Here is a 17,377-nt window from a genome sequence, read left to right on the forward strand (position 1 = left end):
CGACGAGAACAGCGGAGACGACGGGACGCGGAAGAGGGGCGGGAAAGGCCGGAGGCGAGCCGAAGCGACGCTACTCTCGCGTGAGCCGCGGGTTCGTCACCGCACCGTCGGCCGCCGAGGCGAAGTCGCGGCCGTACTTCGCGAGCACGCCGCCCTCGTATGGGGGTTCGGGGGCCTCCCAATCCGCGGCGCGCGCCTCGATCTCGTCGTCCGAGAGGTCGACCGAGAGGTCGCGGTTCGGGATGTCGACCGTCACGTGGTCGCCGTCCTCGACGAGTCCGATGGGGCCGCCGACGGCGGCCTCGGGGGCGACGTGGCCGATCATCGGGCCGCGGGTGCCGCCCGAGAAGCGGCCGTCCGTGAGGAGCGCGACGTCGTCCTCGTGGCCCGCGCCGACGACGGCGGCGGTGACGCCGAGCATCTCCCGCATGCCGGGGCCGCCCCGCGGCCCCTCGTTTCGGATGACGATCACGTCGCCCGACTCGATGTCGCCCGACTGGACGTACGCCATCGCGTCCTCCTCGTTCTCGAACACGCGGGCGGGCCCCTCGTGGTGGAACGCGTCGTCGCCGGTCACCTTCAGGACCGCCCCGTCCGGCGCGAGGTTCCCCTTCAGGACCTTGATCGCGCCCTCCGCCTGTTTGGGCTCGTCGACGCTGTAGAGGAAGTCCGCTTCGATCGCGTCGTCGTCCGGGAGGTCGCCGGCCGCCTCCAGCTCGGCCAGCTCCTCGGCGACGGTCCGTCCCGTCACCGTCATCGCGTCGCCGTGGTACAGCCCGGCCTCCAGCAGCCGGCGGATCACGACCGGGACGCCGCCGACCTCGTGGAGGTCGTTCATCACGCGGCTGCCGCCGGGCTGGAGGTCGGCTATCTTCGGCGTCCGGCGGGAGATCTCGTCGAAGTCCTCGATCGTGAGGTCGACGTCCGCCTCCCCTGCGAGCGCGAGCAGGTGGAGCACGGCGTTCGTCGAGCCGCCCATCGCGGTCTGGACGGCGATCGCGTTCTCGAACGACTCGCGTGTCAGGACGTCCGAGGGGCGGCGGTCGTTCTCGATGCAGTCGAGGACGAGCTCGCCGGCGCGTTCGGCGACGGCGTAGCGCTCCTCGTTCTCGGCGGGCGGCGAGGCCGATCCGAGCGGCGCGAGCCCCAGCGCCTCGGAGATCGACGCCATCGTGTTCGCGGTGAACATCCCGCCGCACGACCCCGCGCCCGGGCAGGCGTGGCGTTCGAGCTCGTCGAGCTCCTCGCCGCTCATCTCCCCTTGGGCGTACGCGCCGACGCCCTCGAACACCTGCACGATGGTGACGTCCCGGCCGTCGTGTCTGCCGGGCATGATCGAGCCGCCGTAGAGGAAGACGCTCGGGAGGTCCGTTCGGATCGCGGCCATCATCATCCCCGGCAGGTTCTTGTCGCAGCCGGCGACCGTGACGAGCGCGTCCATCCGCTCGCCGAAGGAGACGAGCTCGACGGAGTCGGCGATCACTTCCCGCGAGATGAGACTCGCCTTCATCCCCTCGGTCCCCATCGAGATGGCGTCCGAGATGGTGACGGTGCCGAACTCGATCGGCATCCCGCCCGCGGCGTCGATCCCGTCGATGGCGGCGGCGGCGACGTCGTCGAGGTGGACGTTACACGGGGTGATGTCGGCGGCGGGGTTGGGGACGCCGACGATCGGTGACGAGAGGTCCTCGTCGTCGAACCCCATCGCACGGAACATCGACCGGTGGGGGGCGCGTTCGGCCCCCTCGGTCACGTCCTTGCTCGGGAGGTCGTCGTCCTTCTCGCCCGCGAACCGGTCCGCGTCTCGCCGCTCGCTGTCGTCCCCGGCGTCCGATCGGGGTGGCTGGCTGCTCATATCCGCCAGTAGCGCTCGGTCCCCTTAAAACGCCGCAAGGGGGCGAGGCGTCCGGACTCGGGCGGAGGGTGCCGACGCGGACGCGACCGAGGGCGGCGGAAACGGTGATGCGGACGGCGGCGGAAAGGATGATGCGGACGGCGACGTGGGCGTGATCAGCAGGCGGCGGACCCCGTGGACGGTATCGAATTCTGTGTACCTCGATCGTGATTATCGTGGACAAGGTATTTATTCGCCTTCTTCGTGGGTAGATGCATGACCGCAGGCCCACCGATCGAGGAGCTGCACTTCGAGGACGCGCCGGACGTCGGCTCGGTCCCGGGACCGAGGAGCCAGAAGCTGCTGGCGAAACAGAAGCGTATCGACAGCAGCGCCGTCGCGTATCCCGAGGACATCCCGATCGCGTTCAAGGAGGGGAAGGGGGCGACGCTGCGCGACGCCGACGGCAACACGTTCATCGACATGTTCGCCGGGATCGGCGTGTTGAACGTCGGCCACGCGAACCCGTACGTCCTCGAGGCGGTCCACGAGCAGACGGACCGGCTCGTCCACACCGTCGACTTCCCGACCGAGGCCCGCCTCGACCTGATCGAGAAGCTCGACGAGATCGCTCCGACGGGGCTCGCCGGGCAGAACCGCGTCGTCTTCGGCGGCCCGACCGGGAGCGACGCCGTCGAGGCGTCGATCAAGCTCGCCAAGTACAACACCGGCGGGGACGGCCTGATCGCGTTCCGCGGCTCCTACCACGGCGCGACCTCCGGCGCGATGAGCATCACGTCGAACAAGGGGTTCAAGGAGGACTACACGCCCCTGCTCGGCGACGTCGTTCACGCCCCGTACCCGCATCCGCTCCGCGACGGGAAGCCGCCACAGGAGTCGGTCGACCACGCCTTAGAGGAGGTCAAGGAGATCGTCGAGGACCCGTACGGCGGGCTCGCGAACCCCGCCGGGATCTTCGTCGAACCGATCCAGGGCGAGGGCGGGATCGTCACCCCGCCCGAGGGGTTCTTACAGGGGCTCCGTGACATCGCGACGGACAACGACCTCCCGCTCGTCTTCGACGAGATCCAGAGCGGCCTCGGCCGCACCGGCGAGTGGTGGGCCAGCGACTGGGCCGGCGTGACGCCGGACGTGATGACCTCGGCGAAGGCGCTCGGCGGGATCGGCTTCCCGCTGTCGGCGACGATGTACCACGAGGACCTCGACACGTGGGGATCGGGCGACCACGCGGGCACGTACCGCGGTCACGTCGTCGGGATGCGCGCCGGGACGCGCGCCATCGAGTACATCCAGGAGCACGACCTGCTCGCGCACGCTCGCGACCTCGGAGCGGACATCCGAGCGCGGCTTCGCGCGGTCGGCGACTCGACCGACGAGCTCGTGGAAGTACGTGGAACCGGCCTCTTCATCGGGGCCGAGTTCCGCGACGCCGACGGCGAACCGCTCGGCGACGTCGTCGACGAAATACAGGACTACTGCTTCGAGCACGGCGTCCTCGTCTGGAAGGCCGGCCGCCACGGCAACGTGCTCCGGCTCCTCCCGCCGCTCGTGCTCACCGCGGAGCTCGCCGACGTCGCGCTCGACGTGATCGCCGACGGGATCGACCACGCGACCGCCGAGGCGGCGTCGACCGTCTGACTTCGCGGTCGGTCACCCGACCGCCGCGGATCGACGGCCCGTAACGGTCACCGAACCGGCGACGGCGGAGCCCATCAGTAGCTTTTACCACCTCTCCGTCGGAACCGTCGCGTATGAGCGAGGACTACCGCACTGAGGAGGACAGTCTCGGAGAAATGCAGGTTCCGGCCGAGGCCTACTGGGGCGCACAGACCCAGCGCGCCGTCGAGAACTTCCCGATCTCCGGGATCGCGTTCGGTCGACGGTTCGTCCGGGCGCTCGGGGTCGTCAAGAAATCGGCCGCACAGGCCAACCGCGAGCTCGGGTTCCTCGAGGACGACACCGCGGAGGCGATCGTCGCCGCCGCGGACGAGGTGATCGCCGGCGAACTCGACGACCAGTTCCCGGTCGACGTGTTCCAGACCGGCTCCGGCACCTCCTCGAACATGAACGCCAACGAGGTCATCGCCAACCGCGCCGCCGAGATCGCGGGCGCGGGGATCGGCGACCGGGTCGTCCACCCGAACGACCACGTCAACTACGGCCAGTCCTCCAACGACGTGATCCCGACGGCGATGCACGTCGCCGCACTGGAGGCCGTCGAGAAGGACTTACTTCCCGCCCTCGAGACGCTCCACGCCGAGCTGGAGGCGAAGGAGGCCGAGTTCGACGGCGTCGTCAAGACCGGCCGCACCCACCTCCAGGACGCGACCCCGGTCCGGCTCGGTCAAGAGTTCGGCGGCTATCGCACGCAGATCGGGAAGGGGATCGAGCGGGTCGGCGCGTCCCGCGACCAGCTCCGCGAGCTCGCGCTCGGGGGCACCGCCGTCGGCACCGGGCTCAACACGCACCCCGACTTCCCGGCGCTCGCGGCGGAGTACATCTCCGAGGAGACGGGCACGACGTTCCGCGAGGCGGACAACCACTTCGAGGCGCAGGCGGCCCACGACGCGATGGGCGACGCCCACGGCGCGCTCCGGACGGTCGCCGGCAGCCTGAACAAGATCGCCAACGACCTCCGCCTGCTCGCGTCCGGCCCGCGCAACGGCCTCGGCGAGATCGAACAGCCGGAGAACCAGCCGGGATCGTCGATCATGCCGGGGAAGATCAACCCCGTCGTCGCCGAGGCGGTCAACCAGGTCCACACGCAGGTCGTCGGCAACGACGCCGCCGTCTCCAACGGGGCGGCCCGCGGCGAGCTCGACTTGAACCTGTATAAACCCGTCATCGCGCACAACTTCCTCCAGAGCGCCGCGCTGTTGACGAACGCCGCGTCGACGTTCGGCGAGCGGTTCGTCGCGAAGCTGGAGGCGAACGAGGAACACTGCACCGAGCAGGTCGAACAGTCGATGGCGCTCGCGACCGCGCTCAACCCGGCGATCGGCTACGACAAGGCCTCGAAGGTGGCCAAGCAGGCGCTGGCGGAGGGGAAGACGGTTCGACAGGTCGCCGTCGAGGAGGGGTACCTCACCGAAGCGGAGGCCGACGAGGTGCTCGACCCCGAGGCGATGACCCACCGAGTCATCCTCGGCGACGACTGAGGCGAGTCATCCTCGGCGACGGCTGAGGCGAGTCACGTCGAATCGTCGTCGTAGATCAGCTCGACCTCGTCGCCGAAACGGTCGAGGATGTTCCGCCGTTTCTTCTTCATCGTCGGCGTGAGCAGGTCGTTCTCCTCGGAGAACTCCTCGGCGACGAGCCGGAACCGCTTGATCCGTTCGTACGGCTCGAAGGCGTCGTTCACGCGGTCGACCTCCTCCCCGATGCGGTCGCGCACGCGCTCGTCGCGACAGATGGCGGCGGGGTCGTCGGGGAGGTCGATCCCCCGCGTCTCCGCCCACGAGGCCACCCGTTCGAAGTTCGGGACGAGCAGCGCGGAGACGAACTTCCGCCCGTCGCCGAGGACGACACACTGCTCGACGAACTCGTTGGCCGCGAACCGGTCCTCGATCGGGCCGGGCGCGACGTTCTTGCCGGTCGACAGCACGAGCAGCTGCTTCGCGCGCTCGCGGAACGCGAGGTAGCCGTCCGGGCGGAGCTGGACGATGTCGCCCGTGCGGAACCACGGCGCGTCCGGGTCGCCGTCGCGCTCGGCCGGGGGCGTTCCCGCCGTGACGGTCCCTTCCGGGAGCCGGTCCGGATCGAGGAACGCGTCCGCGGTCGCCGCCGGTCGGTTCCAGTAGCCGTCGGTCACCTGCGGGCCGCGGACGAACAGCTCGCCCACCTCTCCGGGGAGGTCGGCGACCTCCTCGCCGACGACGGTCCCGTCGATCGCGATCTCCGTGTCGAGCACCGGCGGACCGATGGTCCCGACCGCGGGCGCTTCGGGGGGATTGACGCTGATAACCGGCGACGTCTCGGTGAGCCCGTACCCCTCGAGGATCGGGAGGTCCATCGCGTGGTACAGCGCGCACAGCTCCGCGGACAGCGAGCCGCCCCCGGAGATGAAGAAGTCCACCTCGCCGCCGATCGCCTCGCGAACCGACGAGAAGACGAGCCGGTCGGCGATCGCGCGCTTGGCGTCGAGGAGGACGCCCGGGTCGTCGGTCTCGTGGTGCGTGCGGCCGACCGCGACCGCCCACTCGAAGATCCGTTCTTTGACCGGCGACTCGCCGGCTTGGTCGCGGATCGCGTCGTAGAGCTTCTCATACACTCGCGGGACGCTCGTCGTCGTCGTCGGCCGGACCAGCCCGAAGTCCTCCCTGAGGGTGTCCGGGCTCTCCGCGTAGCCGACGGTCGCGCCCGCGGCGAACATCATGTAGTGGCCCGCCAGGCGCTCGAAGACGTGCGCGAGGGGGAGAAACGAGAGCGTCGTCGTCTCCGCGGAGATCCCCGGAACCGACGGGTCGCGGTCCGGGCGGTCCGCGAACCGCCGGTAACACTGGGTGAGGTTCTCACGGAAGTTGGCGTGTGTCAGCCGAACGCCCTTCGGCTCGCCCGTCGTCCCCGAGGTGTAGATCAGGCTGGCGAGGTCGTCGACGGCGACCTCGTCGAGCCACGACTCGTAGCGCGACTCCTCGAAGGCGGTCGCGCCCGTCGCGTGGAGGTCCCCGAGCGTGTAGACGTCGGGGGCCGACCCCTCCTCGGCGGCGGTCGCATCGTCGGGGGAGTCGTCCCCGCCGGCGACGGCGGCCGCGTCGACGTCGTCCATCGTCACGACGGCCGCGAGGTCGTGATCGAGGTCGTCCGCGGCGGCGAGCACCTCCTCGAGGAGGCTCCGGTTCTCCGCGACGACGACCGTCGCTTCCGGATCCGAGAGGAGGTACCGCAACTGACGGGGCGAAGAGGAGGGGTACACCGTGGTGACGACCGCGCCGGCGGCGAGCGCGGCGAAATCGGCGTGTGCCCACTCCATCCGCGTGTGCGCGTAGATCGCGACTCGCGTCCCGGTCTCGACGCCGATCTCGCGGAAGCCCGCCGCGAGGGAGCGAACGATCCCCCGCATCGACGCGTACGTCAGGTCACCGTACTCGCCCGCCGGGACCGGGTCGACCACGCCCGCCGAGACGAGCGACCGGTCGTAGATCCCCCCCTTATATCGCTGTGCGACCCGGTCGGCGTTGCGCTCGGCGGCGCGCTCGAACGTCCGCGGCAGCGTCTCCATCGCCACCACGTCGTCCGTGAACGCGCGTTCCGCCTCCTCGAAACCCATACCGCCACCCATTCCACAGACCCTAATAAACGATCGGGTAGTTGTTCAGTTGTCCGTTGTCCCCCGTTTATTCGGACCGAGAGCCGACGCTCCCGTCCGAGACTTAAAAACCGCGATAATCAAGCGTTAGCGACTGTGTCCCGGCCGCCGGAGACGTAGCCGTCATGAGCTTCACCTCTCACACGACCGGGGACGTCTCCGACGAGCAGTTCGGTCGCGACCTGAAGGTCATCGGCCCGATCTGGATCGGGATGTTCTTCATTTGGACGTGGCTGCTGTTGACGTACGGCCACCTCGCGACCTCGATCATCGTCTGAAGTCGCACCGTCGCTGCGGCGTCACCCGTCTTCCGATCCACTCCGATCCCACTCCGATCCACTCCGATCCCACTCCGAGCCTTTTAGGCGGATAGCGCGCCAGGGACGCCTGTGGACCCCGACCGGATCCCCGCGGAGTTCCCCGCACCGAGCTTCCGCGGCGCACAGGAGCGGGCGCTCGCCGACGTACGGGACGCGTTCGCCGCGGGCAACGACGTCGTCCTCGTCCGCGCGCCGACCGGGAGCGGCAAGTCCCTGATCGCGCGGGCGGTGATGGGAGCGGCACGCGAGATGGCCGACGCCGCGCCGAGCGAGGCGACCGGGGCGTACTACACGACTCCACAGGTGTCCCAGCTCGACGACGTCGCGACCGACGACCTGCTCGACGACCTCAACGTGATCCGTGGGAAATCGAACTACGACTGCATCCTCCCCGGCGAGCACGACACCACCGTCGACCGCGCGCCCTGCGTCCGCGAGCGCGGCTTCGACTGCACGGTGAAACACCGATGCCCGTACTTCTCGGACCGCGCGATCGCCTCCTCGCGGCGGTTCGCCGCGATGACCCTCGCGTACTTCATGCAGACCGCGGGCTCCGAGGTGTTCCGGAAGCGAGACGTCGTCGTCATCGACGAGGCACACGGGCTCGCCGAGTGGGCGGAGATGTACGCGACGATCGAGTGTTCGCCCGAGCGCGTGCCCGTCTGGGACGACGTGGGCGTCCCCGACGTCGAGCGCGACGCGGCCGCGGACGAGGACGCGCTCGACCGGACCGCGCGGTTCGTCGAGACGTTGAGCGGGGTCGCCAAGCGCGCGAAGGACGACCTGGTCGGTCGGCCCGAGCTGAGCCGCGAGGAGGTCGCCCGCCGCGATCGGCTCCAGGAGCTGATCTCCGAGCTCGGCTGGTTCCTCGAGGACTACCGCGACCCGGAGTCGCCGACGACGTGGGTGGTCGACCAGCCCGACGGGGAGGGGACGACGATCACGATCAAGCCGCTGGATCCGGCCCGGTACCTCCGGCACACGGTGTGGGACCGGGGCAACCGGTTCGCGCTGCTGTCGGCGACGATCCTCTCGAAGGACGCGTTCTGTCGGGGGGTGGGGCTCGCCCCCGACAGGGTCGCGTTGGTCGACGTCGAACACACGTTCCCGCTGGCACACCGTCCGCTGTACGACGTCCGACAGGGGTCGATGACGTACGACCACCGCGACGAGACGATCCCCGGGATCGCCCGGCTGATCGTGCGCCTGATGGCGGAACACCCCGACGAGAAGGGGCTGATCCACGCCCACTCGTACGACATCGCCGGGCGGCTCGTCGAGAAGCTCGGCGAGTTCGGCGTCGCCGCGCGCGTCCGCAGACACACCAGCGGGAACCGCGACGCGGAGCTGGAGACGTGGAAGGCGAGCACCGACCCCGAGGTGTTCGTCTCGGTGAAGATGGAGGAGGCGCTGGATCTCAAGGGAGACCTCTGTCGCTGGCAGGTGATCTGTAAGGCTCCGTACCTCAACACGAAGGACTCACGGGTCGCCCGCCGGCTGGCGGAGGGACAGTGGCCGTGGTACCACCGGGCCGCGCTACGGACCGTCATCCAAGCGTGCGGTCGCGTCGTGCGCGCGCCGGACGACTACGGCGCGACGTACCTCGCGGACGACTCGCTTTTCGACCTGTTCGACCGCGCGAAGGCGGACACCCCGCCGTGGTTCCGCGACCAAGTCGAGGCGATGACCGCTCCCTCGCTTCCCCCGTTCGACGCGGCGGCCGCGCTCGCGGGGATCGACGCCGAGCCGTCGGGCCCCCGACGGGCGGGCGGGTCGGGGACCCGGGCAGCGGGCGGCGGATCGGCGCGAAGCGGCTCGCCGTCGAGCGGATCGGGAGGAGACGGAACCTCGAAGGGCGGCGGGGCGAGCGGCGGGACGCGAACCCGAACGGAGGCGGACGCCGAGCGGCGGGACAACCACCCGCTGTCGGACGTGTGGGGGGATCGCTGAGAGGCGCGGTTGATGAGCTGTAAGGTGCGGAGAGGGATCTACGAGACGGGGAGTCTGCAAAGCGGAGAGTTACGGACCGACGGCTCAACGACGGCGAAGGGGTCGCGGTGCGGGCGACCCGCTATATGAGGCTGACTCCCCACGCGACCATGGAACTCACCATGAGGAACGCGAAGAACAGCGCGAAGAACTGTTGTCTGTTCATACCTGCCCTCGGCCGGCGAGGGTGATAATTCCTGCGAGGTTCATGCGAGGTTCATGCGAGATTCATACGAGGTTCCAGGGGCGTCCTTATACACTCTCGATCGGATCGCACGACACCTATTATCGTATAAGGTGTATCAGGGACCTGAAGGAAGTAGTAACCTTCATAATCTTTCGCGCAGCACGGTTGTGTATGGCAACGAACGGGCTGTCCACCGCGTTGACGCTGTACGGTGCGCGAACGCTGACGCTGTCCCAGGCGGCCACGCAGGCGGGCCTCAGCGAGGCCGAGTTCATCGACCAGCTCCAGCGCCGCGGGATCGAGGTCACGGAGTCCGAGCGCGCCGCCGCGCTCGACGGCGAGCAGGCGGTCCGCGCGGACTGAGCGGCGAGCGGAATCGACCGACAGCAGCGCTTTCAGCCCTTTTCAGCCGTTCTGCGCTTTAGACCCGTTCACGCGTCGCTCTCCGTCCGAGCGCCGGCGGCAGGTCTCGGTACGTTCGTTTCTCCCGCTCCCCGGGTTTCCGTTCCTCCCGTTTCCCGCTTCTCCCGCCCCGACCGCTACGTCTCCTCGTCCGGGACGACGTGGACGTCCCCGCCGTGTTTGATCGCCAACACGGTGTCGGCGTCGTCATCGAAGAAGTCGGGTTTCGGGACGGTCTTCGCCTCGTACGTCTCCGGGTCGAGGACCTGGACCGCGTGTTCGTCCTCCACCGTCACGACGGTGGTTTCGGCCGCGTCGTCGCGGGTTCCCAGGCGGGTCACCTCGGGCGCGTCGGCGTCCTCGAACGCCGACGCGTACGGCTCGCCGGTGGCGAGCCGGATCCCGCCGACCCGGCCGGAGACGCTCGTCACCAACACCGGTCCGTCGCCGTCCTCGGGGTCGACGATCTCGCCGGCGGCGTACCGGGGGAGTCGGATCGCGAACGTGACTCGGTACACCTCGTTGCCGTCGCCGTCCTCCGTGACGAGCGTCGGGTACGACTCGAAGCTACCGCCCAACCGCTCCGTGATCCGCGTCGCGACGTTCTCGGCGAGCTGGTTCGAGGACACCTTGACGTCCGGCCCGTCGTCCGTCTCCTTGATCTCGGTGATGAACGCCTCCCGATCGCCTTTCCCCTCCTGTCTGGCCACGTAGGACTCGGCGATCTCCAACGCCTCCGCGCGCTCCTCGGCGGTCAGGGGTCGGTCGTCGGCGCGGATCTGGACGATCCCCGCGTAGTACCCGCCCGCGATCCGCCCACAGCGGTCACAGGTCCCGCGCGAGACCTTCACCGGGACGGTGACGTCCGCCGAGCGGAGGGTGCCGCGGACGACGCCGGAGAACCGACAGTGCATCCGGATCGTGTTCTCGTCGACCTGTTCCGGATCGACGCCCCACTCGACGTCCTCGGCGTCGACGTGGACGCCGAGCGCCTCGGCGACCTCGTCGACGGCGACGTCCGTGTAGTCGCGCGCGCCGACGTCCCGCCACGACTCGCCGCGACGGACCGCGCCGCAGCCGGAACAGACCAACACCTCGATCCGGTCCGGCGCGTCGACCAGCTCGAAGTCCTCGAAGTAACAGTCGTCACACAGCAACGCGTCCCGCCCGCGCGGCTCGCCGGGTAGCGGCTCGCGACGCTCCGGGACGGCGTCACCACAGCGGGGACAGAACTCGCGTGACTCGCTCATGTCGCCGTCGTACGTCGGTGACCGGTTTAAGCGGCCCGACCCGCCCGCCCCGAGCCGATCGGCTCGGACGGATCCACGCGAATCGGCGCGTCCACGACCCCTCGGCTCGGTTCGTCGGGGCGCGTCGCCGGAGTTCGTCGGGGCATGTCGCCGGGGTTCGTCGGGGCGTGTCGCCGAGGCGTGATCCTCCGAAATCGTTTTTCGCCCGGAACGAGAAGGGCGTCTATGAGCGGGAACCCCGACGACGAACGGCTCGAAGAACTGCGCGAAAAGAAGATGCAGGAGCTCCAGGACCGCGCACAGGAGGGCGGCAACGAGGAGGCCCAGCAGGAGGCCCAAGAACGCGCCCAGGCCCAACAGGAGGCGGTTCTCAAACAGCACCTCACGGACGGTGCGCGACAGCGACTCAACGCGGTCGAGATGTCGAAACCTGAGTTCGCAAAGCAGGTGAAACAGCAGGTCGCCTCGCTCGCCCAGAGCGGTCGGGTCCAGGGCCGGATCGACGAGGACCAGATGCGGAACCTGCTCAAGGAGCTCCAGCCCGAGCAGAAGAGCTTCGACATCCGGCGGCGGTAGATGGAGCTCGCGCTCCTGTACAGCGGGGGGAAGGACTCCTCGCTCGCCGCGCTGTTGCTCGATCGCTTCTACGACGTCCGGTGTGTGACGGGGAGCTTCGGGCTCACCGACGACTGGGAACACGCCGAACGGGCCGCCGCGGAGCTCGGCTTCCCGTTCGAGCGCGTCCCCCTCGACCGTGCGGTCGCCGAGGAGGCCGCCGATCGGATGCTCGCCGACGGCTACCCCCGAAACGGGATCCAGCGCGTTCACGAGCACGCGCTGGAGACGATCGCCGAGCTCGACGTCGACGCGGTCGCGGACGGCACGCGACGCGACGACCGCGTGCCGACCGTCTCGCGGGCACAGGCACAGAGCTTGGAGGACCGCCACGGCGTCGACTACATCTCGCCGCTGTCCGGCTTCGGCCGTCACGCGGTCGACCGGCTGGTGGCGGCGACGTTCGAGGTCGAACAGGGGCCGAGCGAGGAGATCCCCAAGGCCGACTACGAGGGCGAGATCCGGGCGCTCATCGCGGCCGAACACGGCGGGGCAACGGTCGCCGACGTGTTCCCCGACCACGACCAGACGTACGTCCACGGCCGGAACGACTGACTCCCTCGACGTCGGCGCTCGCCAGTACGATCCACACGATCCGTGCGTTTCACACGACTGACACGGCCCGATCGCGGTCGACGCCGTCGTCAACCCTTATCAGCGTTGACCGACTACGGAGCGGTATGACCGACTGGCGTGCGGTCGGATACGGGTTCGTCGTGATGGTGATAGCGGGGCTGTTGGCGTCGTTCGCGCCGATCGTCGGCCACATCGGTGCGGGGCTGATCGGCGGGTTCGTCGCCGGCTACGTCGCCGGAGGCGGGCTCCTCTCGGGGACGTGGCACGGGCTGCTCGCGGGGTCGATAAGCGGAATCGTCGTCACGCTGGTGCTCGCGACGTTCGGGGGGCTCGTCGGGCTCGTCGGCGGGCCGCTCGGCGGCCTCCTCGGCGGCGCAGGGGTGTTCGTCGTCGGGTTGTTCCTCACGCTCCTGTTCGCGATCGACTCCGCGCTGGCGGGCGCGATCGGCGGCGTTCTCGGGGACTGACGGCGGGGCGCGTTCGTCGACGCGTCCGACCGTGGCCGACCGGTCGACCGGTCGAGCGCCACGGAGCCAAAGGAGTGGTTTCAAGCGGCCGCTTATCGAACCGGCCCTTATGTACGACGGACTCAAAGGGTTCCGCGATTTCTATCCGGGCGAGCAGTCGGCCCGTCGGGAGGTGACGGACGCGATCGAGGACGCCGCCGCGTGCTACGGCTTCCGCGAGGTGGCGACCCCCGCGCTCGAACGGACGCAGATGTACGTCGACAAGTCGGGCGAGGAGATCGTCGACGAGCTGTACGCGTTCGAGGACAAGGGCGGTCGCGAGGTCGCGATGACCCCCGAGCTCACGCCGACGGTCGCCCGCATGGTCGTCGCGAAGGGTCAGGAGCTCTCGAAACCGATCAAGTGGATGTCCACCCGTCCGTTCTGGCGGTACGAGCAGGTCCAGCAGGGGCGGTTCCGTGAGTTCTACCAGACGAACATCGACGTGTTCGGCTCCGCGGCCCCGGAGGCCGACGCCGAGGTGCTCGCGGTCGCCGCCGACGCGCTGGTCGACCTCGGACTGACCGGCGACGACTTCGAGTTCCGCGTCTCCCACCGTGACATCCTCGGCGGGCTGGTTCGCGCGCTCGCCGCCGACCCCGACGCGGTCGACACCGCGGGGGCGATCCGCGCGGTCGACAAGCGCGCGAAGGTCGACGAGGGCGAGTACCTCGGCCTGCTCTCGGACGCCGGGCTCGACCGCGCCACCGCCCGCGAGTTCGACGACCTGATCACGGGCGTCGAGGACGTCGACGACCTCGACGCGGTTGCCGACGCCGGCGGCGACGACGTCGAGGACGCCGTCGAGAACCTGCGGGACGTGCTCGCGGCCGCCGACGACTTCGGCGCGGGCGAGTTCTGTGACGTCTCGTTGACCACCGCCCGCGGGCTCGACTACTACACCGGCGTCGTCTTCGAGTGTTTCGACTCGACGGGGGAGGTGTCCCGCTCCGTCTTCGGCGGCGGGCGCTACGACGACCTCATCGAGAGCTTCGGCGGCCAGCCGACCCCCGCGGTCGGCGTCGCGCCGGGCCACGCGACGCTCAAGCTGCTGTGTCAGCGCGCGGGCGTCTGGCCCGACGAGGAGCTGGAGACCGACTACTACGTCCTCTCCGTCGGCGACACCCGGGCCAAAGCCGCCGAGGTGGCGCGCGGGCTTCGCGACCTCGGCCACGTCGTCGAGAGCGACGTCTCGGGCCGTTCGTTCGGGGCCCAGCTCGGCTACGCCGACTCGATCAACGCCGAAACGGTCGTGGTCGTCGGGGAGCGCGACCTCGCGAACGGCGAGCTCACGATCAAGGACATGGCTAGCGGCGACGAGACGACCGTCCCCGTCGAGGAGTTCCCGCCCGCGTCCGGCCGACCCACCTACGAGGACTACGAGTGAGCGTCACCGCCGCGTAGCAGTTCTATTTCGTCGTCCACCGCCCCGACGACGCGGTATCGGCGGATTTGCTACTCGAACGCGATCCGATCGAGGAGCGTCGCCGTCGCGTCCTCGTCGAACCGCATCGGTCGCCGCCACCACGGACCCTTGCCCGAGTCGGACGAAAGCGCCGTGACGATCCGGTTCGCTGTCGCCCCCGCGTCGGGCGTACTGAGGGGAACCACGCGCTCGAAGCGGCCCGACGCCGCCGGGTCGCCACGGACGACGACGCGGGCGTCGAACGGGTCGCGCTTCAGGTGCGCGTTGGTCGGCGCGAGTGCGGCCGCCGCCTCGCGGCCCGGCCCCTCCAGGACCGTCTCGACGCGGATCCCCGCGATGAGGTACGCCCCCCAGTCGGGCGCGAGGTCGTCGTCCATCGCGCCCGGGTCGGGTACGGCGTCCGTCCCCTGACCGACGGGTCCCCGCCAGCCGTACGGACGCGCCGTCAGCGTTGCATAAAACAGCAGCCAGTCGCCGGCCGCCAGGTCGGCTATCGGTCCCGCCTTGACGGCGTACGGGTCGCCGTAGGTGGCGTGGCGGCGGCCGTGGACGCCCGGGAACTCCGGGTCCATGTGAACGGCGGTCCCGCGAAGCTCCTCCGGAAGCGAGAACGGGAGGTCGAGGTCGGCGTACGTCGGGAGGGGTTCGTCGACCGGGAATCGGTCGCGCGGGAGGGTCGCCGCCGGCTCGGGGATCGGGACGTACGCGAACGAGCCGTCGGGATACACCGGGCCGCGGAACCCCGGCTCGTTCGTGTTGGCGGCGACGTTGACGGCGACGGCGCGTGGCATGGTCGTGGTGGTACGGGTGGGTCGTGGTGGTACGGGACGGTGGATCCAGGCGGTACGGGACGGTGGATCCAGGCGGTACGGGGCGTCGGTTCGACCCGACCGGGCTACTTCGAGTCCGGCGGCGTCAGGTGGCGGTCGAACTCGTCGAACCGGTCGAGGTCGTCGGGGAGCTCGTAGGGGATCTCCCGCTCGTCTTGTCGGTTCTCGAGCTTGCCGTCCTCGACCTCCTCGGCGACGGCCTCCCAGCCGGGCTTGACGCGGACGCTCCGGGCGGGCGTGCCGACGACCACGTGGTGATCCGGCACGTCGCCCTGTACGACGGCGCGCGCGCCGACGACGCTGTTCTCGCCGATCCGGCAGCCCGCCCGCACCATGGCGTCGTAGGTGACGCGCGCGTCGTCGCCGATCTCGGTGTGGAAGTTCCGCACCGCGGTCTGATCGACGATGTCGTGGTCGTGGCTGTACACGTGGACGCCGTCGGAGACCGATGCGCGGTCGCCGACGGTGAGCCTCCCGCGGTCGTCGAGGTGGACGCCGTCGTGGACGACGACGTTGTCGCCGATCTCGATGTTGTGGCCGTAGGTGAACGAGATGCCCTTGAAGAACCGGCATCCCTCCCCACACTCCGCGAAGAGGTGGTTTCCGAGCATCCGGCGGAACCGAAGCGCGAACGCGACGTTGTCGGCCATCGGGGTCGCGTCGAACTGTCGCCAGAGCCACTGGAGGTGTTTCGAGCGCTTGAACGCCTCCTCGTCCTTCTCTGCGTAGTACTCCGACTCCAGCGTGGCGTTGCAGGGGTCGTACCCCTGCAGCCTGACGCGTTCGGCCTTCGAGACGGACTCGCCGTCCTGCCAGGCCTCCCACGCCTCCCGGTCGCCGAACAGGTCGATCAGCGTGTCTCGAACGACGATACAGGTGTCCTCGTCCGAGGAAAGGCGCTCGTCCACCTCGTCGATGAAGCCTCGGACCCCGGCCTCCGCGGCGTCGGGCAGGGACACGTGTCGCTTTGTCATCGTCTCCTGTTCGACGGGAACGTTCAAAGGGATTCGGGTGTGCGTCGAACGGACCGAACCGGCACCCGTCGTCGTCGCGGACGGGCGGTACTTACAATCCGAGCGCGTCGAGCGCGTCGAAGCCGAGGTCGGTGTAGCCGATGAGCTTGAAACCGAGATAGATGCCGATGATCCCCATGACGCCGGGCAGCTCGGGCGGGGCGGGGATCGGCACGCGGAGGAACGCGAACAGCGCGCCGACCGTCAGACCGACGACCAGCGCAACGACCGTCAACGCCGCTGTCGAACTCATGACGCTCCTCTCGGAGCCGCCCCCTCAAAAGGACGGCGTTCGACGCCGCAAGGGACACCGATCGGAACCGGTGGAGGCGCCGACTGGAACCGGTGGAGACATCGATCGGAACCGGTGGAGGCGCCGACTGGAACCGGTGGAGACATCGATCGGAACCGACGGACACGGCGACCACGGAGGGACGTTCCGTATGAGCAAGGTTTTCCGACGGGACGACGTTGAACCGCGTATGGCACGAGCCGTTCACGACCCCGACAACCCGCAAGTGATCCTACACACGAACCACGGCGACGTCACGATCGAGCTGTTCGCCGATCGCGCACCCCGCACCGTGGAGAATTTCCTCGGCCTCGCGCGCCACGACCCCGCCGCCGACGCCGACCCCGCACCCGACACGAACACGTGGGCGGACCCCGAGAGCGGCGACGTCCGGGGCGACTCGCTGTACCAGGGCAACGTGTTCCACCGCGTCATCGAGGACTTCATGATCCAGGGCGGCGACCCGATGCAGAACGGCCGCGGCGGCCCCGGCTACCAGTTCGACGACGAGTTCCACGACGACCTGACGCACGACGGGCCCGGGATCCTCTCGATGGCGAACTCCGGTCCGGACACGAACGGCTCGCAGTTCTTCATCACGCTCGCCGCCACGCCCCACCTCGACGGGAAACACGCCGTCTTCGGCCAGGTCATCGACGGGATGGACGTCGTCGAGGAGATCGGATCGGTCCCCACCGACCGCCGCGACGGCCCCCGCGACACCGTCGAGATCGAGCGCGTCACCGTCGAGGAGTAGCCCGGACGCCGCGAACGTTTCCGTTTCCTGTTAACGGCCCGGCGACTTCCG

16 protein-coding genes are annotated in these 17,377 nt (G+C 69.4%); 10 read left to right on the forward strand and 6 right to left on the reverse strand.

The window, feature by feature from the left end:
* Positions 1–70: 70 nt before the first annotated feature.
* A complete protein-coding gene (gene ilvD, locus GRS48_RS07665) occupies positions 71–1,855 on the reverse strand; it encodes a dihydroxy-acid dehydratase (RefSeq protein ID WP_159485193.1) in 1,785 nt (594 codons plus the stop codon).
* Positions 1,856–2,110: 255 nt separating this feature from the next.
* Here ilvD and GRS48_RS07670 point away from each other — a divergent pair, with 255 nt between their 5' ends.
* The gene (locus GRS48_RS07670; protein WP_159485195.1) at positions 2,111–3,493 is read left to right on the forward strand and encodes an aspartate aminotransferase family protein; all 1,383 of its coding nucleotides are present in this window, start codon (positions 2,111–2,113) and stop codon (positions 3,491–3,493) included.
* A 113-nt stretch (positions 3,494–3,606) separates the two neighbouring features.
* Positions 3,607–5,013 (forward strand): aspartate ammonia-lyase, encoded by a 1,407-nt coding sequence (locus GRS48_RS07675; RefSeq protein WP_159485197.1) that lies wholly within the window; start codon positions 3,607–3,609, stop codon positions 5,011–5,013.
* A 32-nt stretch (positions 5,014–5,045) separates the two neighbouring features.
* On the opposite strand, the gene GRS48_RS07680 is transcribed toward GRS48_RS07675, so the two are convergent.
* On the reverse strand, positions 5,046–7,124 hold the full coding sequence (locus tag GRS48_RS07680; protein WP_159485199.1) for a long-chain fatty acid--CoA ligase: 2,079 nt from the start codon (positions 7,122–7,124) through the stop codon (positions 5,046–5,048).
* A gap of 164 nt (positions 7,125–7,288) precedes the next feature.
* Here GRS48_RS07680 and GRS48_RS07685 point away from each other — a divergent pair, with 164 nt between their 5' ends.
* The 3 genes from GRS48_RS07685 to GRS48_RS07695 all read left to right on the forward strand — a co-directional run bounded on the left by GRS48_RS07685 (position 7,289) and on the right by GRS48_RS07695 (position 10,022).
* Positions 7,289–7,441, forward strand: a complete 153-nt coding sequence (locus GRS48_RS07685) for a hypothetical protein (protein ID WP_159485201.1) — start codon at positions 7,289–7,291, stop codon at positions 7,439–7,441.
* A 111-nt stretch (positions 7,442–7,552) separates the two neighbouring features.
* Complete coding sequence (locus GRS48_RS07690) at positions 7,553–9,433, forward strand: ATP-dependent DNA helicase (RefSeq protein WP_321168349.1); 1,881 nt, start codon at positions 7,553–7,555, stop codon at positions 9,431–9,433.
* Between the two features lie 397 nt (positions 9,434–9,830).
* Positions 9,831–10,022, forward strand: coding sequence for a UPF0175 family protein (locus GRS48_RS07695; protein WP_159485203.1), 192 nt, complete (start codon positions 9,831–9,833; stop codon positions 10,020–10,022).
* A 176-nt stretch (positions 10,023–10,198) separates the two neighbouring features.
* On the opposite strand, the gene GRS48_RS07700 is transcribed toward GRS48_RS07695, so the two are convergent.
* Positions 10,199–11,311, reverse strand: a complete 1,113-nt coding sequence (locus GRS48_RS07700) for a 60S ribosomal export protein NMD3 (RefSeq protein WP_159485205.1) — start codon at positions 11,309–11,311, stop codon at positions 10,199–10,201.
* A 225-nt stretch (positions 11,312–11,536) separates the two neighbouring features.
* On the opposite strand from GRS48_RS07700, the gene GRS48_RS07705 reads away from it, so the two are divergent.
* The 4 genes from GRS48_RS07705 to hisS all read left to right on the forward strand — a co-directional run bounded on the left by GRS48_RS07705 (position 11,537) and on the right by hisS (position 14,395).
* Positions 11,537–11,887, forward strand: coding sequence for a DNA-binding protein (locus GRS48_RS07705; protein WP_159485207.1), 351 nt, complete (start codon positions 11,537–11,539; stop codon positions 11,885–11,887).
* Entirely contained in the window at positions 11,888–12,481 is a 594-nt protein-coding gene (locus GRS48_RS07710) for an alpha hydrolase (RefSeq protein ID WP_159485209.1), read from the forward strand.
* Between the two features lie 125 nt (positions 12,482–12,606).
* Positions 12,607–12,969, forward strand: a complete 363-nt coding sequence (locus GRS48_RS07715; RefSeq protein ID WP_159485211.1) for a DUF5518 domain-containing protein — start codon at positions 12,607–12,609, stop codon at positions 12,967–12,969.
* Positions 12,970–13,078: 109 nt separating this feature from the next.
* A complete protein-coding gene (hisS, locus tag GRS48_RS07720) occupies positions 13,079–14,395 on the forward strand; it encodes a histidine--tRNA ligase (protein WP_159485213.1) in 1,317 nt (438 codons plus the stop codon).
* Between the two features lie 68 nt (positions 14,396–14,463).
* On the opposite strand, the gene GRS48_RS07725 is transcribed toward hisS, so the two are convergent.
* The 3 genes from GRS48_RS07725 to GRS48_RS07735 form a co-directional block, all read right to left on the reverse strand.
* Positions 14,464–15,225 (reverse strand): hypothetical protein, encoded by a 762-nt coding sequence (locus tag GRS48_RS07725; RefSeq protein ID WP_159485215.1) that lies wholly within the window; start codon positions 15,223–15,225, stop codon positions 14,464–14,466.
* 104 nt (positions 15,226–15,329) lie between these two features.
* Complete coding sequence (locus GRS48_RS07730; RefSeq protein WP_159485217.1) at positions 15,330–16,238, reverse strand: acyltransferase; 909 nt, start codon at positions 16,236–16,238, stop codon at positions 15,330–15,332.
* A 91-nt stretch (positions 16,239–16,329) separates the two neighbouring features.
* A complete protein-coding gene (locus GRS48_RS07735) occupies positions 16,330–16,530 on the reverse strand; it encodes a XapX domain-containing protein (RefSeq protein WP_159485219.1) in 201 nt (66 codons plus the stop codon).
* A gap of 229 nt (positions 16,531–16,759) precedes the next feature.
* Here GRS48_RS07735 and GRS48_RS07740 point away from each other — a divergent pair, with 229 nt between their 5' ends.
* Positions 16,760–17,326 (forward strand): peptidylprolyl isomerase, encoded by a 567-nt coding sequence (locus tag GRS48_RS07740; protein ID WP_159485221.1) that lies wholly within the window; start codon positions 16,760–16,762, stop codon positions 17,324–17,326.
* The last annotated feature ends 51 nt before the right edge of the window (positions 17,327–17,377 follow it).

It is taken from the genome of Halorubrum sp. JWXQ-INN 858 (assembly GCF_009806985.1).
In the GTDB taxonomy this organism is placed as follows: Archaea; Halobacteriota; Halobacteria; order Halobacteriales; family Haloferacaceae; genus Halorubrum.